General features: G+C 41.0%; 21 protein-coding genes. 10 read left to right on the forward strand and 11 right to left on the reverse strand.

Translation table 11 applies throughout. From position 1 onward, the window contains the following. The first annotated feature begins 459 nt into the window (after window positions 1-459). The gene (locus D3P12_RS08130; protein WP_118194505.1) at window positions 460-858 is read left to right on the forward strand and encodes a GlcG/HbpS family heme-binding protein; all 399 of its coding nucleotides are present in this window, start codon (window positions 460-462) and stop codon (window positions 856-858) included. 24 nt (window positions 859-882) lie between these two features. On the opposite strand, the gene D3P12_RS08135 is transcribed toward D3P12_RS08130, so the two are convergent. Beyond that, window positions 883-1,533: a DinB family protein gene (locus tag D3P12_RS08135; protein WP_118194506.1), complete on the reverse strand. Its 651-nt coding sequence runs from the start codon at window positions 1,531-1,533 to the stop codon at window positions 883-885. A gap of 85 nt (window positions 1,534-1,618) precedes the next feature. Here D3P12_RS08135 and D3P12_RS08140 point away from each other — a divergent pair, with 85 nt between their 5' ends. Next, the gene (locus D3P12_RS08140; RefSeq protein WP_118194507.1) at window positions 1,619-2,713 is read left to right on the forward strand and encodes an alpha/beta hydrolase; all 1,095 of its coding nucleotides are present in this window, start codon (window positions 1,619-1,621) and stop codon (window positions 2,711-2,713) included. 73 nt (window positions 2,714-2,786) lie between these two features. Here D3P12_RS08140 and D3P12_RS08145 read toward each other — a convergent pair whose 3' ends face one another. Further along, entirely contained in the window at window positions 2,787-3,395 is a 609-nt protein-coding gene (locus D3P12_RS08145) for an OmpH family outer membrane protein (protein ID WP_118194508.1), read from the reverse strand. A 63-nt stretch (window positions 3,396-3,458) separates the two neighbouring features. Next, window positions 3,459-4,910, reverse strand: coding sequence for a sodium:solute symporter family protein (locus tag D3P12_RS08150; RefSeq protein WP_118194509.1), 1,452 nt, complete (start codon window positions 4,908-4,910; stop codon window positions 3,459-3,461). Window positions 4,911-5,112: 202 nt separating this feature from the next. Between D3P12_RS08150 and D3P12_RS08155 the strand changes: the two genes are divergently transcribed. Then, on the forward strand, window positions 5,113-5,565 hold the full coding sequence (locus D3P12_RS08155) for a DUF4488 domain-containing protein (RefSeq protein WP_118194510.1): 453 nt from the start codon (window positions 5,113-5,115) through the stop codon (window positions 5,563-5,565). Window positions 5,566-5,773: 208 nt separating this feature from the next. Next, a complete protein-coding gene (locus tag D3P12_RS08160) occupies window positions 5,774-6,250 on the forward strand; it encodes a hypothetical protein (protein WP_118194511.1) in 477 nt (158 codons plus the stop codon). Between the two features lie 109 nt (window positions 6,251-6,359). On the opposite strand, the gene D3P12_RS08165 is transcribed toward D3P12_RS08160, so the two are convergent. After that, entirely contained in the window at window positions 6,360-6,821 is a 462-nt protein-coding gene (locus D3P12_RS08165; protein ID WP_118194512.1) for a GNAT family N-acetyltransferase, read from the reverse strand. A 43-nt stretch (window positions 6,822-6,864) separates the two neighbouring features. Continuing rightward, the gene (locus D3P12_RS08170; RefSeq protein WP_118197031.1) at window positions 6,865-7,407 is read right to left on the reverse strand and encodes an HD domain-containing protein; all 543 of its coding nucleotides are present in this window, start codon (window positions 7,405-7,407) and stop codon (window positions 6,865-6,867) included. A gap of 108 nt (window positions 7,408-7,515) precedes the next feature. Between D3P12_RS08170 and D3P12_RS08175 the strand changes: the two genes are divergently transcribed. The 4 genes from D3P12_RS08175 (at window position 7,516) to D3P12_RS15335 (ending at window position 9,780) form a co-directional block, all read left to right on the forward strand. Then, window positions 7,516-7,713: a hypothetical protein gene (locus D3P12_RS08175; protein ID WP_118194513.1), complete on the forward strand. Its 198-nt coding sequence runs from the start codon at window positions 7,516-7,518 to the stop codon at window positions 7,711-7,713. Between the two features lie 6 nt (window positions 7,714-7,719). After that, the gene (locus D3P12_RS08180) at window positions 7,720-8,133 is read left to right on the forward strand and encodes a DUF6157 family protein (protein WP_118194514.1); all 414 of its coding nucleotides are present in this window, start codon (window positions 7,720-7,722) and stop codon (window positions 8,131-8,133) included. Window positions 8,134-8,226: 93 nt separating this feature from the next. Then, window positions 8,227-9,573, forward strand: coding sequence for a hypothetical protein (locus D3P12_RS08185; RefSeq protein WP_118194515.1), 1,347 nt, complete (start codon window positions 8,227-8,229; stop codon window positions 9,571-9,573). A gap of 21 nt (window positions 9,574-9,594) precedes the next feature. After that, window positions 9,595-9,780, forward strand: a complete 186-nt coding sequence (locus D3P12_RS15335) for a hypothetical protein (RefSeq protein ID WP_157970292.1) — start codon at window positions 9,595-9,597, stop codon at window positions 9,778-9,780. Window positions 9,781-9,842: 62 nt separating this feature from the next. On the opposite strand, the gene D3P12_RS08190 is transcribed toward D3P12_RS15335, so the two are convergent. Then, a complete protein-coding gene (locus D3P12_RS08190; protein WP_118194516.1) occupies window positions 9,843-10,898 on the reverse strand; it encodes an NAD(P)-dependent alcohol dehydrogenase in 1,056 nt (351 codons plus the stop codon). 194 nt (window positions 10,899-11,092) lie between these two features. Here D3P12_RS08190 and D3P12_RS15655 point away from each other — a divergent pair, with 194 nt between their 5' ends. Next, on the forward strand, window positions 11,093-11,221 hold the full coding sequence (locus D3P12_RS15655) for a hypothetical protein (protein ID WP_262511131.1): 129 nt from the start codon (window positions 11,093-11,095) through the stop codon (window positions 11,219-11,221). Here the strand turns inward: D3P12_RS15655 and D3P12_RS08195 are convergent. Genes D3P12_RS08195 through D3P12_RS08205 form a run of 3 tightly spaced genes read right to left on the reverse strand, consistent with a single transcriptional unit; the run spans window position 11,218 to window position 12,744 of the window. Then, a complete protein-coding gene (locus tag D3P12_RS08195) occupies window positions 11,218-11,805 on the reverse strand; it encodes a DUF1989 domain-containing protein (protein ID WP_118194517.1) in 588 nt (195 codons plus the stop codon). The genes D3P12_RS15655 and D3P12_RS08195 overlap by 4 nt on opposite strands. 38 nt (window positions 11,806-11,843) lie before the next feature. Beyond that, window positions 11,844-12,551: a guanitoxin biosynthesis heme-dependent pre-guanitoxin N-hydroxylase GntA gene (gene gntA, locus D3P12_RS08200; RefSeq protein ID WP_118194518.1), complete on the reverse strand. Its 708-nt coding sequence runs from the start codon at window positions 12,549-12,551 to the stop codon at window positions 11,844-11,846. A 1-nt stretch (window position 12,552) separates the two neighbouring features. Further along, on the reverse strand, window positions 12,553-12,744 hold the full coding sequence (locus tag D3P12_RS08205; protein WP_118194519.1) for a hypothetical protein: 192 nt from the start codon (window positions 12,742-12,744) through the stop codon (window positions 12,553-12,555). Window positions 12,745-12,839: 95 nt separating this feature from the next. On the opposite strand from D3P12_RS08205, the gene D3P12_RS08210 reads away from it, so the two are divergent. Beyond that, a complete protein-coding gene (locus tag D3P12_RS08210) occupies window positions 12,840-13,349 on the forward strand; it encodes a DinB family protein (protein WP_118194520.1) in 510 nt (169 codons plus the stop codon). Here the strand turns inward: D3P12_RS08210 and D3P12_RS08215 are convergent. Beyond that, window positions 13,346-14,110, reverse strand: coding sequence for a LytR/AlgR family response regulator transcription factor (locus D3P12_RS08215; RefSeq protein ID WP_118194521.1), 765 nt, complete (start codon window positions 14,108-14,110; stop codon window positions 13,346-13,348). The two genes, D3P12_RS08210 and D3P12_RS08215, sit on opposite strands and share 4 nt — an antisense overlap. A gap of 1 nt (window position 14,111) precedes the next feature. Continuing rightward, window positions 14,112-16,178 carry a tetratricopeptide repeat-containing sensor histidine kinase gene (locus D3P12_RS08220; protein ID WP_118194522.1) on the reverse strand — a complete coding sequence of 689 codons (2,067 nt, stop codon included), beginning with the start codon at window positions 16,176-16,178 and terminating at the stop codon, window positions 14,112-14,114. Window positions 16,179-16,332: the final 154 nt, after the last annotated feature.

Raw genomic sequence — 16,332 nt, forward strand, 5'->3', positions numbered from 1 at the left:
ATATCCCAAAGCCATAAGGCTATCAAACATAGAGAAAATAGCTTGGAGAAACAACCACAATCCCGTTACACTCAAAGCAAAAACAACTGAATTCGTTTTAAAATGCTACTGGATTTCTGGAACACTTCTGCTAGTTGAACAGTGGTCTAACAGTGGTCAAACAGTCCTCAAACAGTGGTCAACCTGTGGTAAAAAGACTGTTTAACCACAGGTTAACTACTGTTTAAGGACGCTTTATTAATAACAAGATTAGAAAATGTGTGGTGCAAGGGTGCCCGCTGGCATTACAAATCGTAACGTCCACGTCAGAGCAGCAGCGGAACGGATAAAAAATGAAATGTGAGCTTTAGAATTTTTTGAATAAGAAAGAATTGAACAAGAATTGATTATAAATCAAAAATTAAACCATCATGCGTGATTTTTGTTAACCAGTAAATACAAACGGAAAAATAGAAAATTATGAATATTACACTAGACCAGGCAGAGAAAATAATTTCTACTGCAAAAGAAAAAGCCAGATCACTGGAAACGAAGATGAACATTGCTGTAGTCGATGCCGGCGCTAACTTGGTAGCATTTGTTCGTATGGATGGAGCTTGGTTAGGTTCTTTGGATATATCGATAAAGAAAGCAAAGACAGCCCGTTTCTTTGATATGAATACTGGTTCTGTCGGAGAACTATCTCAACCGGGAGGTTCTTTATACAACATCGAACACTCAAATAATGGGTTGATTACTTTTCCCGGTGGTATCCCGATTAAAGATGCGTCAGGAGAAATTGTAGGAGCGATTGGGGTAAGCGGAAGTACCGTAGAAAACGATCATACTGTTGCAGAAGCCGGCGCAAACGCAATCTAAATAAACGAGATTATTACGATCGGTCTATTTCTTAATTTTGGGAAAGTTATTGTCCGCTTTTACTTCCTCGATTTGTGCGGTATGCCGGGCGGTATGACCTGGGATATACAGGAATGACTGATAGGAATCAAAAGAGCCCATAGGTGATTTGCCTACATGGTTACGTAACTCGTCTAGAGGGACTGCATTAATATATTCTAAAATAGGCTTCCTTGCTTTTTCAAGATCGGCAATTGCTGTTTGTGCATCTTTGTATTTGCCGTCAGGGAGAAGCTGCTCTGGGGCCTGAGCTTTATGACTGCGATCGGTCATACCGGCAATAACCTGTTCGTCCGTTACTTTGATATCGTCCCGATCTTCCGGGTTCGCGGGAGCTTCCATTCCCTTTTTGGTCATTTCGAAGAGCATCTTCTCAGTTGTCACAATATGTTCAAGGCACTGACTGATAGACCATCGATCAGGTGCTGGTTTGAAGTTCAATTGTTCCTCGGTTAGACCGGCCACACTTTTATTAAGATTGTCTAAGGTCTGCTGATAATAGTTCAGCATAAAAGCTTTATCATCCTGATCGGATTTTGAAACTTTTGTAACAACAGGTTCTGGATATTTTGTTTGGGCGATGCTGTAATTAGTAACAAGGAATGCTGCTAATAGGAGGTAGGCGAGCTTTTTCATTCTATATTCTTTTAAATGAAACGATTACAATAATAAAGATATTGTGTTTATATTTAAAAATCGTATAGAACCTTAATTTTTTATAATGAAAATATTGAATGTCCCTAAACTTGGATTGCTGATCCCTTTTTTCTTCATGATGATAAACATCTCCCAACCGGATATTTCTGGGGGGCAGCTTTCGGTGCAAGCGCCCGCAGAATCAGGAAAAGGGCACACATTGCAACTAGATCGGCAGACCGTGTTGGATAGTATGCAGGCGGTGATGGGGCCATTACCTGAACGATCAAGTATGAAACCAGCTGATCTGCAAATTCGGGATAGTCTGGTAACGGACAAATACACTCGCTATCTGGTTACCCTGAAGGTAACCGATAATGAAGAGGCTACTTGTTATCTGTATATTCCGGTCGGTGCTGAAGAAAAAAAGAATGTAGCGGATAAGGATAAAATAGCGGCTATGCTAGTTTTGCACGGCACAGGTAATTTGGGCAAGAGGCTGGTGGATGGTGAAAGTCCAAAGGAGAATCGCGCGCACGCAAAAGAGCTGGCTGAACGTGGGTATGTGGTGATTGCTCCTGACTATCCGAGCATGGGCGAGCAGCTCGATTATAATTTTGATACAGATCGTTATCAATCGGGAACAATGAAAGCAATTGTTAACCACATGCGCTGTGTGGATCTGCTACAATCATTGGATTTTGTTGATCCGGAGCGAATTGGGGTGATCGGGCATTCGCTCGGCGGACATAATTCGATATTTGTCGCTGCTTTTGATCCGCGGTTGAAAGTGGTGGTAACGAGTTGCGGCTGGACTAAAATGGCTTATTATAATGGGGGAGCTACTGCCGACAGGATAAAACCATGGGCACAAAAACGCTATATGCCATTAATCGGTGACAAGTATAGTACAAACGGTGACGATTTTCCTTTCGATTTTGATGAAGTAATTGCCACGTTAGCCCCCCGGGCTTTCTTTTCAAACTCACCGGTTAACGATCACAACTTTGATGTTGAGGGAGTGAAGGCTGGGGTGCCCTTGATTACAGAAGCATATAAGACAGCAAATGCCTTTGATCAATTACAGGTTCGTTATCCGGATGCAGAGCATGATTTTCCACCTAAAGTTCGTTTTGAAGCCTATGAATTTATTGATCGGGTGCTTAAGCACAGCCATTGAACAAATAACCTTTAAATAAAAAAAGTCGACCATTTTACAACGGTCGACTGTCATCTTGCTTATTCCCTAGCAATTATTTCTTTTCTTTCTGCTCTTTTTCGTATTCAGCGTTTAATCCGGTAACGACTTCCTTGGTAATTTCCAAAGCATCGTCAGCATAAAGCACAGCTGGGTTCGAGGTAGAGTAGGTCAATACGAATTTGTATCCTTTTTCTTTTGAGTGTTTCTTTAAATATGTGGAAACTTTTTCGTACAATTTAGCGTTTTCTTCCATTTCTTCCTGAGCCAAAGAGCTGCTTGCGTTCTGGTTCAAGCGACCTAATTCTTCTTGTTTGCGGGCCAGTCTTTCTTCGGTATTGGCACGCTGCTCTGCAGTCATGGTTCCGGCATTCTTTTGGTAATCCGCTACTTCACGTTGAAATGCCGTTCCTTTTGATTGCAAATCGGCTTGCGCTTTCTTTGCTTTTTCCTCAAATCGGGTTCTTACATCCTTGAAATATTCGTAGTTGTTCAACAAAGAATCTGAATTTACATAGACAATGGATTCGGTTGTCAGAACTTTGTTATTTGTTGCTAAACTGTCGTTTGATGCTGTATTCGCTGGGGCTCCCTGATTATTACATGCCATCATACTTGCTGATATCAACAGGGCCAGACCAGCTTTTACAAAGGTATTTTTCATTTTACGTTCATTTTCTTACTCCGCAAATATAGAATTTCCAATTTATATGTCAAGGATTATAAATTAATTGACACGATCGGGCATTAATTGACGCGATCGGGCCGATAGGGTCCAGTGCACCAGCGCATAGATGATGGCCGAAGAACTTAAACCAAAGACATTGGCATCAAGCTGATAGGGTAGGTCGACGCCTGAAATGATCAGCGTGATAGTTACTGTACCACCAACAATCATAGCAGCTAGAGCGGCTTCGGAATAAACCCTTTTCAAAAACATGGCGGCTATAATCGGTGTAAACAGGCCGGACACCATAAATGCATAGGCATAGAGCATTAAGGAAAGTACATTTTCCATACTAAAAGCCAACCAGATAGCAAATACGCCAAAAATCAAGGTTGCAATTTGCGAAAAGCGGACAATGGTTTTTTCGTTTTTCTTGCTTTCGGGAATCAAGTCGCCTACAAAGCTCCCCGAAGCAGCCATTAAACAGCTATCGGCGGTCGACAGCACTGCTGAGAAATAGGCTGCAACTACGACACCTGTAAGACCTGTCGGTAGGATGCTTTGTATCAGAAGCGGCATACCCATTTCGCTATCGGTAATGGCACCGCCTTCGACAGGCACAACGCCCTGTTGGATAGCAACATTGGCCAGCATCCCTAATAAGACACCGGTAAAGGCCATAAAGGGCCACTCGAGTATACCAGCTATATACCATGCTTTTTGGGCTTCTTTCTGGTTTTCGCAAGCGAAAATCCGTTGGTATAAGGTCATCCCTACAAACCAGATCGGTATGATGGTAACACTCCAGTTGACGATATGCTGCCATTCGAGATTCGCTGTTAAGGATAGCATATCGGCCGAAAGATAAGGTATGATACCCTCGTAACCACCCAAGGCTACCCAGGTTAAGGGTACCGCTACGAGCATCAGTCCGGCCAAGAGGATGATCCACTGAATCATGTCGGTATAAATCACAGCTTTCATGCCACCAAGCATGGTATAGGCGACCGCTATACCCCCCATGATGATAAGCATATTATCGATCCCCATGGAAGGGAAGGTGACGGAAGTTAGCTTGGCGCCTGCAAGGAATTGCGAGCTGGTAAAACCTGTATAGCCGATGATACATATAATGGCTGCTACGACCGCCACCTTGCGGTTATAAAGAAAGCCGAAAACCTGCGCCATAGTCAGGAAATGTTTGCCATGCTGTGCTTGCCATTTATATACGAGGGGGATTAAGATAACTGCGCTGACCCAGGCACCGATGAGTCCGGTAAAAAGCAACCAGGAGCCGGAGAGGCCCATCGTGAAGCCTACGCCTCCAAGGCCGATGGAAAAGCCACCGCCGACATCGGTGGCGACGACAGAAAGCCCTACATGGCCGCTTTTCATCTTACCGCCGCCAACAAAGTAATCTTTTTCATCCTTGTTCTTATTAGAGAAAAAGAAACCCACGCCGAGCATAACAATAAAATAGACAATGAAAATGATTGTATCAATCCAATTCATATAGTTTGGGGATTTTAAAAAAATGACAGAGCCTTGGCTCCAACTATCATAAGAGAACGTTTGCTATACAGACAAAGCATTTTAGATCCATAGCCCTTTGAAAGAGGTTCTCCGGTTAATTGGTGGACAAAGGTAATAAAATGTACCTTTTTTGCTTAACGAATTTATTTTTTTCCTATTTTTATTGACACTAATCGATTATATGAAAAAGACCTTTTTAATCTTGGCTCTAGGGCTCTTGCTCTCGACCTTCATACTGGCTCAACAAAAAGAAAATAATTCAATCGTTGGAATGTGGCAATTAGGAAAAGCTGTAAACAATGGTCACGAAGCAAATATTAATAATATTGTTCAGTTGAAGCAATATCTTGACAACGGAGATTTTCAGGCTTTTGTAAGTACTGGACCTGGTAAAGTTTTTCAGACGATGAAAGGGACTTACCAACTTAAGAATGACTCGGTTTATTCAGAAACCATTCAAGTGGCGATTAACCCGGGGATGGTCGGACGTACCTATGATATTCTCTATAAAGTAAATGAAACTCAACTGGATCTGGATGGAAAAGTAACGATTCCGAACGCAACCGATTCAAGCGTTATTGACACCTTCAGTTATAAGGAAAAATGGAATCGGGTTCAACAGTTTCGGCCTTAATAAAAAAAGCCAATCGCAATGAAATTGAAAATAAATTGATCCAATTCCGGTGGGGGATTGACATCGGTGGATTTGATGGTAGATGATATTGTAAAATTGCTGGAGTAGCGAGCTTTTCAAGTATGACATTTATTTTTTAGTTTCAGGAAAACAATACCTATTTTTAGATTTATATTATTGAAAAATTACTAATTATAACCTATACCCTATGACACCTTCTGTGCGTAAAATTCTATTGATAGCACTTTCTCTTGCTGTTGCGACAATCTATTACATGTTGCAAATTTCTAAAGACAAAACAGACTTTAATAAAACTTCGGGAGTAATTGAGTATTTAGATATAGAATATAACGATTTACCTAACCGGGATAAAGGTAAATATCGATATCTGATTATCGATTCATATCCTTATCTATTTGAGATTTACGAACCAAATAGTGAGCCCACACTTAAAACGATCGATGATTTGAAGATCGGTGATATAATTGATGTTTACTTTTATGAGAATAATTCTACACATTCACGGGGAGTTAACAAATTTGTTGGGTTTATTGATCATAATGGAGAACCTTATTTCATAAAGAATAATTTTGATATGAAACTGGGTTTTTCTGTACTCGCGCTCATCGCGTTAATATGTTTACTTGCTTTCTTTTTTTGGAAGAGAGGTCATCTTCAGTGGTGATAGTTTTTCGATATCAATCTTTCGTTTATAATTAATTTATTCGGGACACTGTATCTACCGCCTTTCCTTAATTCATTTTATCCCGATGATGGCGATTATAAAGTAGTTGTCAGGTTTGGTCGTTCTCAAGGTCATAGCTGAAGTGTAGGACTTCTTCTTCTTTGCTAGGCTTCGTGGCTCGGTAGAAAGAGACTGCATTTATATCTGCTTGTCCAGCTTCAACATAAGCTTCCTGAGCACCAATCTTTTTGCAATAAGCATTTGCAAAGTCCATTAATTGCTTTCCGATGCCCTTTCTTTGGTATTTTTCCATGATTGCAAAATCATAGATATAAGCCAGCGGTTTTTCAGAATAATACTGATCCAATAGATAAATGGTCAATCCGCCAATCACTTCATCATCAGCAGTGGCCACCATCACCAAAAAGGAATCTCTGCGCAACAGCTTATGCAAATGAGCTGTACTTGCTTCTTCATCAGGCTGCATATTGAAAGCGGTATGGAAAATGGAGATTAAACTTTCGAACTGAGCTGTTTCGCTTGTTTTTAGAATTTTAAGGTCTATTTTCATGCTTAAGGTTAAGTTGCCAAAATTAATTTAGGGTGGTGTTACGTTAAGGCATTGCTTCATTGACCGTCTCTTTCGCACGGTCATAAAGTTCTCGGTTTCCTTCCGTTAAGTCTTTGAGAAGGCTTTTGTATTCCGAAAGAAAGACAGGTGCAAAGCTGGGGTCATGGTCAACGATTTCTTTGGAATTGTCGATGATATCCGCATATTTAATGGTCTGTGCTTCACCACTGATTTGTTTGAGACGTTGGAATTCTTTTGCCTTTCGCTGTTTGCGGTTTAGTTGTGGGTAATCTTTTTTCGTGTAAACATCCGTAAGTTCAATAACGTACTTCAATGTTTTTATTGCATTCTCTAACTCCATTTTGCTGATAAGGAAGTCTTTCATTTCCTGTTCCGTGATCGATGTATCTTCCAAAACATCGTGTAGAAGGGCTGCAGCTAAAATAGGGATATCCTCTGTGTACTCCCTACAGAGCAACATAACACGTACGGGATGCACAATGTATCGGTCGGGAGTGTATTTTCGTAGTTGATTCCCATGAGCCTTATCTGCGAATTCTTTTATCTCTTCAAGTATCTTTTCCATTGTCTTTGTTTCTGGTTTATAAACTTTTAATATAGGAAATTGTTCGATTTTTTTTAAACCAAAGCGGTTTATACTTGTTAACACACTATAAATCAAAAATTCAACGAAATGAAAAAGTTATTTAAATTTGTTGGGGTTCTGGCTATAGGATTGGTTGTTCACGCTTGTGGAAACCCAAATACCAATAATGACACGATGAATGATGACATGAACAATATGGATAATACGGACATGGATACAAGCATGGTGGATACGAGTACAATGGATACGACGGATTCAGTTGCCCTTGAGCCAGAGTCGTTTTAATTACCTATGAAAATACATAGCACCAACTACCAGGATGCCTTTATTGCAGTCGCAGAAGATTGTCCCGTTTCAAACTCGGAAGTTCCGCCTAAAAAAGGCGATAAGCGTTCGATCGCTAATATCCATTATGATATAATTAGTAAAAATCCCTATCAACATACATCCGATGATGTTGTTTTTCAGGCTTATGCCGAAAAGAATGACCTGATAGAGTCTGAATATTCCGAAGCGAGAGCTGAGTTTTTTTCAAAAGGCCAGGCTTGTTTGCGTTGCTCCCCTTTAGTAAAACGCTATGGTTGGGGGATTCACCACGATTCAGAGGGAAAAATTGCCCTCATAGCAAAAGGTTCATCAGAATACGAGAAGTTTCAAGAGGACGAAAGCCTGAAACAACTCAAGGGAATGCGGTCGAAAAGGTAAGTCAACAACAAAATTCTACAACATTTTCAGGAAATGGTGTAAATGTTCATCATGCTTATCGGTTACCTTTGCGGAGAAATAATCTAATAAGTAATGAAGTTTAACATCGTTTTAATAGGAGCATTTTTATTCGCTACCCAGTCCGTGTTTGCGCAGCATCAGCACGGGCAAGAAAACCATAAGCAAGAACACAACGAACACCAGTTGCACGACACGAGTTCCGTGCACGGACATTTAGATGTACCGATGGGACATGCCTATTCTCTAAATTTGCCAATGAGCAGGAATGGTTCCGGAACAGCCTGGCTCCCTGATGCATCACCGATGTACGGTGTAATGCTTCACTCGAAGAAATGGATGTATATGCTACATGGTAATATTGCTCCACGTTATATCAAAACAGATCTTGCAAATAATGGAAGCCGAGGCGGCGAGAAATTCAGCGCCCCCAACTGGTTTATGGCCATGGGTCAGCGACGCGTAGGAAAAAATGGGCTCTTTAACTTTGATATTATGCTATCGTTCGACAGGCTAACTGACGGCGGTGCAGGTTACCCGCTTTTGTTCCAAACTGGCGAAAGTTGGAAGGGCGTGCCTTTGGTGGATAAACAGCATCCGCATGATCTTTTTAGTGCCCTTGCCATTGGTTATACCCATGCGTTGTCAGAAAAGTCTGATTTGTCGGTTTATCTTGGTTATCCGGGTGAACCAGCATTAGGTTCTGTTGCTTTTATGCACCGACCTTCAGCTCTTTCGAATCCCGACGCGCCGATTAGCCATCATTGGAATGATGCGACACACATCACCTTTGGGGTAGCTACATTAGGTTTCAGATATGATAAATTTAAGATTGAAGCATCGTCCTTTACGGGTAAAGAGCCTGATGAGAATCGCTTCGACTTTGACAAACCACGTTTTGATTCTTATAGTGGTCGCCTTTCTTATAATCCGACTGAAAACTGGGCTTTTCAGGTGTCACACGGCTGGATTAAAAATCCTGAATCGACAGATGGGCATAAAGATGTTAACAGAACCATTGCCTCTGCAATTTACAGTCACCCTTTAGGCGAACAAAAAACATTGAATGCAACAGCACTTTGGGCGCTTAATAAGTCTGAAGGACATGACGGCGAGAACGCGGCTTTGCTTGAAGCATCCTACCGTGTAAGAAAACTTGAGCTATATACGCGTTATGAGTGGGTTCAAAAATCAGGCGAAGAGCTAGTGTTGAATGCTGAGCAGTTTGATACACATGATCTTTATCCGGTTAATGCATTAAGTTTGGGTGCTCATTATGATGTCCTCACATTAGGAAAAGTGCGGGTAGCAGCAGGCGGGCAGCTCAATGTCTATCAGGCAGATTCAAGGCTAGATAACCTGTACGGCAAAAACCCTACTTCGGGACAAGTGTTCTTAAGGATATACCCGTCGATGATGTAAGCATAGATGATGTAAATATAAATGAACAAGTCGTTATTTGAAATTAAGCTCTTTGATGCTGGAGACCTGTACCAGGGTATCCAGCATCCTTATTATTATATCTTTTCCTTACTAGGCGCGGCTGGCTTCTCGGTAGAGTTTACAGAGTACCAGTTTAGCAATAATTCATTCGTATTTCTTTCTCCGTTTTATGATCGCATCCGATAGTGCAAAACGAGTGTTGAATCAGGACTAAACCCTAGTCTAGTCCCGACCGTTTAAGAATCATTCTAGTTTTTCAGGCTCGACATATCAATTACAAAACGATATTTGACATCGCCTTTCAGCAGCCGCTCATAAGCTTTATTGATATCTTGAATGTTGATGAGTTCGATGTCTGAGACGATGTTATGTTCACCACAAAAATCCAGCATCTCCTGAGTTTCGGCAATGCTGCCAATCGTTGAACCGGCAAAGCTTTTACGTCCGGGAATAAGGCTAAAAGCAGCAACTGGTAAAGGATGTTCCGGAGCACCGACAATGGCAAGCGTGCCATCTGTTTTCAAAAGCTGTAAATAAGCATTAACATCATGTTCAGCTGAAACACAATCTAGTATAAAATGCAAAGAATTCCTGTTTGCTTTCATTTGCTCCTTGTCGGTCGACAAGATTACCTGATCTGCACCGAGCCGCTTAGCATCTTCTACTTTTGATGGTGACGTCGTAATTACAACCACTTCCGCACCCAGGGCTTTTGCTAATTTAACACCCATGTGGCCTAAGCCCCCAATACCTACAATGCCTATTCGTTTCCCTGGGCCAACTTTCCAATGTTTCAAAGGTGACCAAGTTGTCACTCCGGCACATAAAAGTGGAGCAGCAGCAGCCGGATCAAGGTTTTCCGGCACCCGTAGCACAAAATCCTGATCTACAACAATGCGTTCCGAATACCCTCCAAAGGTTTGCTTGTTTAAGTGCTTATCGGCTCCATTATAGGTCTGTATATTTCCTTCTTCACAATATTGTTCCAGTCCTTCTTTACAGTATTCACATTCACGGCAACTATCGACCATGCAACCTACGGCAGCAAGGTCACCAACTTTAAATTTCGTGACACCATCGCCAACTTTGGTGATCCGTCCTACAATTTCATGTCCCGGAACATTCGGGTATACCGTGCCGTGCCATTCGTTGCGGGCCGTATGTAAATCGGAGTGACAAACTCCGCAATACAAAATATCAATTTCGACATCCTTATCCGTAGCTTCTCTTCGGTCGATATTCAATTGTTCTAAATCAGCTTCAGGGGCTTCGGTTCCAAAAGCTTTTATTGAAAATGTATTCATGCTTCTATTTTTAGATATTTCAGATTGATTTATCCTATAAATTTAATGAAATCCATTTGAATGGTATTTAATATCTCTCAAGTTTTTTTAAACTTTCAAAGTCGGGTCGTGTTGGTCTATAAGTTAACATACGAAATATCTACTTTTCAGTCAAACGCTGATAGTAAGGCTGATGAATGGAAATCCGCTGCCTGATGAGCTCTAGAAATTCCGGGCAGGCATTTGATTTGCATTGTTATGTCCGTGAAAATATGATCGATTTTATTCAGAAAACCTATCCAAAAGCACTAAGCAGAACGCGGGTATCAATCGAAAGAGATTAACGTTGACCGACAATCTCGTATTCGATCGGTTTGAATGAATAATTGTTTGATTGTTCTGCCGAGCAGGCTGTTAAACCAACGATTAAATCCATCTTCGCTTCGAATAGCAGGTAGTCGCCCGCCTTGCTCAGTGGGGGATCTACCGACAGCTCGCCATCTGCTGCAAACTGCACATTCATAAAAATATTGAAAGCCGTCGGGATGTCGTCTGGCTCAATGCCGAACTGAGCAAGATTGGTATATAGGTTCTCAAAACAACTGGGATGATAGTCCGGGTTGTTATAAAGAATTTGAAAAGTTTCCGGACTACAAGGCGCCAGAAGAAAATCATTACGGCCATTGGTGTCTTCTAGTATTTCCATCATCTGCCGACCTCTATTACTCCAGAGATGATGACCTTTGGTAATGAGTATTGTATTCTCAAAATCTAATGTTTTTCCCGAGGATATTTTTTCTCGTTTATCGTCTGCGCTAAAAAGCACCATATCACTTACTTGCTCACCGAGCGGGTCGATTACTTTTAGTTTTTCCCCAGCTTTTAATTGGAAAGCTGCACCAGTTTGCTTTTCGATTCTTGTCGTCATTATTTAAGGTTGTTAAGTAATAATTCATTGGATTTTTGCTAGGGATGAAAAGGGCATTTCCAGTTGTCATCAACTTCCCGGCCGCTGTATTGAGCCGCTTCCGAACCTTCACCGTAGTCTCTCAACATCGGGTTGATCGACCCCTGATAGTTTATCTCACGGTCACGGATTACCTGTTTCATTTTTTCATACTGATCGCCTTCACGTAGTTGTTCGAATTGTCTGTGCAGGTTAAAAGCCATTGCACAGAAATCGAGCTGTCTAGCCTTCCGACTGGAAAGTGGGTGCATGCCCACAACAAAAAAAGCCGTCTGATCAAAACTAAAACTAAAATCATCACTTGCCGGATCGCTCGCTACGTTCGGATCCCAATCCGTATGATCTTTTTCACTATCATGTAGCTTTTGCAGTTGCGTCCACAACTTTTGCTCAAAATCCAACTCCGTTTTTACTTCATCGGAGAAAATAGCGATCATGGACATGTATTGACTGTCGGCTTCAATCGTTTCTTTAATATACGTTTTAAGATCTTGTCCTAATGAATGCGTGGTTTCCTTACTGCCCATCGATCCGTAATTCCCAAATCGGTAGTGCTGGGTATGGAGGGCAGACTTCGCACCCAGACACGGATATTCAGTATCATCAACTTTATTGATAAAGTGTTCATTAATCAACTGAATTTTATCCGGTGCATCGGCGTCTATCTCTTGTGGCCTAAAATACGTTTGGTTATAATCTGTCCTCATACTATTTCTGACCACCTTTTTTCCGTTCTTCTTTTAGCTTCTCTTCGGAGGTCGGTACATTGGTTTCACCTGGATCGTTCGACTCGTTCCTCAAAGCATTCTGTCCGTGGTTCTCCGCAGTGTCTTTATTTTCTTTCTCCAAGTGTTCACGGTCGTGTTGATTTTTTTTATGTTTATTTTTCTCTTCCATCATTTTTCCTTTAACTTGTTTGAGTGAACAACATGATCCGTTTGAGAAATGTTTTCAAAAAAGTATCTAAGGAGTAAAAATCAATTTAATACATTATCATGGACAATCAACAAAAAACACCGTCAACTAAGGAGAATAAATTGATCAGGAATATCATCTCACAGTTTTTGGATATCCAGGAGGGGGGAAACTGGATCGATGAGAGTTTTAAAAAGAAGATTGACAATATTACGGCAGATAAAGTGTTTGTTCGTCCTCATCCTCAGTTACATAGTGTTGGTGAGCTTGTATCACATATCTTAGAATGGCGCCGGGCCTCGATGGATCGACTTCGTGGACGACAACCCAGCCTAACAGTAAATAGCCCTGAAAACTGGCGTACGAATGATGAGCTGATAAGCATCGGTTGGGCAAAACTCAAAAGTGATTTCTATTTAAGTACCCATCAGCTTATTGAAATTATCGAAGATAAAGACGATAGCTTTTTGGAAAATACCTATAAGGATGACTATAGCTTCCATTACCTGGTGGAGGGACTTGTTCATCATGATCTTTATCATCTGGGACAAATCGGCTTGACAATTAAATTTTTAAATTCGGAAGGTTAAGAATTCCTCCGAACTGTATCAAAGAGGTTGGTGATCATTGTTCTATTGGCTTTACTTACAGGTATTTGCTTTTTGTCCTCCATAACCAGGTAGCCGCCCTCATTTCTCGAAAAGTTCTTCACATAGTTCGGATTGATCAAATACGAGTGATGAATCCTCACAAAGAAATATTGGCTCAACGTAGTTTCTACTTCCTTAAGCGTTTTAGACACCAATATCTCATGATCGCCCGTTAGATATAGCGTAGTATAATTACTCTGACTTTGGCAGTACATAATGTCATTGACTTCGATAAACTCATAGCCATCGGAGACAGGTACTGATATTTTGCTTTTTATAAAACCGTCTTTCTTCAACTGTGCTAGTAAAGCTTCAATTTTATCCGGATTAGGGTAGCTATGGTTCAGCCTGTTCTCCCGATATATCGCAATGGCATCAAGCAGTTCTTGCTCGTCAACTGGTTTCATAAGGTAATTAATGGCGCGAACTTTAAAGGCCTGTAAGGCATATCGACTGTGTGCTGTAGTGAAGATCACATCAAACTGATGGTCGGGCAGTTGTTCTAACAATTGGAAACCGCTCATTCCTGGCATTTCAATGTCGAGGAAGAGCAAGTCGATCTCCAACTTAGGCAGTTCTTCCAGGGCTTGCTCCACCTTATTGCTTTTAAAAACGATATCGGCCTCAGGGAAATTATTCTGAAGGTGAATAAGTAAAATTTCAATGCAGTGTATTTCGTCATCAACTATCGCAACTCTCATATCAATTCATTTGGATGTCAGAGAAAATTGGAAATTTTATATTTAGGATTATTGTCGTCCCGGCATGGTTTTCTTTATCAATGATATTCAGGTCAATATGAGCGTTATAGCGTTTGTTATATTGATGAATCCTTTCTTGCGTTATCTTCATCCCCAAACTTTGCCTTTTCTGTTCATCCTTGCTCTGCTTTTCATGGCTGTTTTTTCTTCCTACGCCATTGTCATCGATGGAGACCCTCGTTGTATCATCTTGCTGGGTGATCGATATCAGCAATTGCTTGTCTACCTTGTTTGACGGGAGCAGCCCATGCCAGATTGCATTCTCTACAAAAGGTTGTAAAAGCAGGGGAGGTACCATAATGTCAGACCAATCGTTGTCATCATCGAATTCGATTTTATATTGTAATTCCTGATTAAAGCGCTTTTCTTCTAATGTCAAATAATGCTGAACCAGAGCGAGTTCAGTCGACAAGCTAATGGTATCATTCATGGGCATCTCCAATATCATCCGTATGAAACGGGAAAAAGTGATCAAATACTCGCTGGCGTTTTTAAATGCCTTTTGATGAATAAGCAGGTTGATAGCATTCAGACAGTTGAAAATAAAATGAGGGTTCATTTGCATCCGGGAAATCACTGTTTCCGCCTGTGCTAAATTACGTTCATATTCTGCCTGCAACAGGTGCTTTTCTTGTTCACTGAGTTTTAACTCAGCCACGCGTTTTGCCTTTCGGTTTCTGTATTGAACAGCAATGAAGAAGATGGTCAGCAGCGCAACGAACAGCAAAATAAGATAGAAGATTCGTTCGGTCTTGATTTTCGTTTGCTGTGTTGCAAGCCTTTCTGCATTTAATAATTTTTCATTTTCCAGCAATGCAATCTGAGCTTCTTTTTTCTCCAAGTTATATTGGTGGATCAATGATGCTACCTGAACCTCTTGTTTGGCCATGTCGATGCTGTCTTCGAAATTTTCGGCCATTTGGTAGTATTCCAGAGACGAACGGTAGTCTCCCTGTTGCTTTTTGACGTCCGAAATCCGATAAGCATTCTCCATTATCAGCGCTTTGCTGTGCAGACTGTCAGCTATGCTGATGGATTGATCGTAAAATTTCAAAGCTTCTGGAAGCTGGCCAAATTGCTCTTGTACTTTACCCAAGCTATGCAACATCTGCGCAGCTTTAAGTGCGTTTTCCATCTCCAAATAGAGTTCCCGAGCCTGATTATAATAGTGATTAGCTTGCTGAATATTCTGATTTTGTTTGAAATAAGCATGACCGTAATACTCGTACGTGATGGCCATACCGAAGACATCCTTTCTCTTTTGGTTGATATCCATTAATTGTTCGAGGTGTCTAAAAGCTTCATTGAAATCCCCTTTTTCTATATAGTAATCACTGATCGATAGCAGATCCATTGCCATCCCTAAACTGTCGCCGAGTTGCGTTTCAGCATCCAGGGCACGTTGAAAATAAGCTAAAGCTTCTTCTGACCGTCCTGGGATCTGACTGATTGCGTTTCCTAAGCCATTGCTGGAGATCGCAATGTTTTTCAGGTTCTTTACCTGTTCTGCTATCTTTAAAGCCTTTAAATAGTATGAAATCGACAAATCATACTGCTGATCATATCTGGCCGCTACGCCCGCATTGTTTGCAAAAATCATTTTGTTGATCGGGTCAACAGATTTGCTCTCAACGAGCTGAAAGGCTTTGCTGTGCAAGGTCACTGCCTGAGCGTACCATTGATGATATCGGTAGAGCAATCCCAAATTGTCCAGCGCTTTTGCATAAAGCAGTGTATCATTAAGTTGCAATGCGGCATCAACAGCCTCTTCTGCATACCGATATTCTTTTTGTGCATCATGACTTGTACGATGTATTTCCCTTGTAAAGTCGATTGCTTTGATCACCCATAATGAATCCTTGTTATCGATCGTCAACAAATCTTCCGCAGCTGTTTGATTTTTAGTTTGAGCAAAAACCGAGTCTAGTAGGGAAAATACGATTAAATAGGCAAGAAAAGCAAAGCACTTGCTGTAGGACCCAGGCGACAATAATCGGTTAGTTAACATGGGTTTAATCTTATAAGGTGAGCTTCATATAAGTTACCATCTGATGAATTTACTTCTTTTCATGTAAAAAACCAATTATACTGAAAATTAAGTATTTACATAAATCATGCACTAATCGAAACCGACAGGATACTCATAAAATTAGCCTACTTAA

The sequence above is a fragment of the Pedobacter indicus genome, from assembly GCF_003449035.1.
Lineage (GTDB): Bacteria > Bacteroidota > Bacteroidia > Sphingobacteriales > Sphingobacteriaceae > Albibacterium > Albibacterium indicum.

Excerpts from the sequence above, each read along its gene's own strand:
- D3P12_RS08195 (WP_118194517.1), bottom strand. The coding sequence starts at position 11,805 with ATGACGACAAGAATCGAAAAGCAAACTGGTGCAGCTTTCCAATTAAAA.
- gntA (WP_118194518.1), bottom strand. The coding sequence starts at position 12,551 with ATGAGGACAGATTATAACCAAACGTATTTTAGGCCACAAGAGATAGAC.
- D3P12_RS08165 (WP_118194512.1), bottom strand. The coding sequence starts at position 6,821 with ATGAAAATAGACCTTAAAATTCTAAAAACAAGCGAAACAGCTCAGTTC.
- D3P12_RS08185 (WP_118194515.1), top strand. The coding sequence starts at position 8,227 with ATGAAGTTTAACATCGTTTTAATAGGAGCATTTTTATTCGCTACCCAG.
- D3P12_RS15335 (WP_157970292.1), top strand. The coding sequence starts at position 9,595 with ATGAACAAGTCGTTATTTGAAATTAAGCTCTTTGATGCTGGAGACCTG.
- D3P12_RS08150 (WP_118194509.1), bottom strand. The coding sequence starts at position 4,910 with ATGAATTGGATTGATACAATCATTTTCATTGTCTATTTTATTGTTATG.
- D3P12_RS08205 (WP_118194519.1), bottom strand. The coding sequence starts at position 12,744 with ATGATGGAAGAGAAAAATAAACATAAAAAAAATCAACACGACCGTGAA.
- D3P12_RS08175 (WP_118194513.1), top strand. The coding sequence starts at position 7,516 with ATGAAAAAGTTATTTAAATTTGTTGGGGTTCTGGCTATAGGATTGGTT.
- D3P12_RS08155 (WP_118194510.1), top strand. The coding sequence starts at position 5,113 with ATGAAAAAGACCTTTTTAATCTTGGCTCTAGGGCTCTTGCTCTCGACC.
- D3P12_RS08190 (WP_118194516.1), bottom strand. The coding sequence starts at position 10,898 with ATGAATACATTTTCAATAAAAGCTTTTGGAACCGAAGCCCCTGAAGCT.
- D3P12_RS08215 (WP_118194521.1), bottom strand. The coding sequence starts at position 14,110 with ATGAGAGTTGCGATAGTTGATGACGAAATACACTGCATTGAAATTTTA.
- D3P12_RS08210 (WP_118194520.1), top strand. The coding sequence starts at position 12,840 with ATGGACAATCAACAAAAAACACCGTCAACTAAGGAGAATAAATTGATC.
- D3P12_RS08135 (WP_118194506.1), bottom strand. The coding sequence starts at position 1,533 with ATGAAAAAGCTCGCCTACCTCCTATTAGCAGCATTCCTTGTTACTAAT.
- D3P12_RS15655 (WP_262511131.1), top strand. The coding sequence starts at position 11,093 with ATGAGCTCTAGAAATTCCGGGCAGGCATTTGATTTGCATTGTTATGTC.
- D3P12_RS08220 (WP_118194522.1), bottom strand. The coding sequence starts at position 16,178 with ATGTTAACTAACCGATTATTGTCGCCTGGGTCCTACAGCAAGTGCTTT.
- D3P12_RS08180 (WP_118194514.1), top strand. The coding sequence starts at position 7,720 with ATGAAAATACATAGCACCAACTACCAGGATGCCTTTATTGCAGTCGCA.
- D3P12_RS08130 (WP_118194505.1), top strand. The coding sequence starts at position 460 with ATGAATATTACACTAGACCAGGCAGAGAAAATAATTTCTACTGCAAAA.
- D3P12_RS08160 (WP_118194511.1), top strand. The coding sequence starts at position 5,774 with ATGACACCTTCTGTGCGTAAAATTCTATTGATAGCACTTTCTCTTGCT.
- D3P12_RS08145 (WP_118194508.1), bottom strand. The coding sequence starts at position 3,395 with ATGAAAAATACCTTTGTAAAAGCTGGTCTGGCCCTGTTGATATCAGCA.
- D3P12_RS08140 (WP_118194507.1), top strand. The coding sequence starts at position 1,619 with ATGAAAATATTGAATGTCCCTAAACTTGGATTGCTGATCCCTTTTTTC.
- D3P12_RS08170 (WP_118197031.1), bottom strand. The coding sequence starts at position 7,407 with ATGGAAAAGATACTTGAAGAGATAAAAGAATTCGCAGATAAGGCTCAT.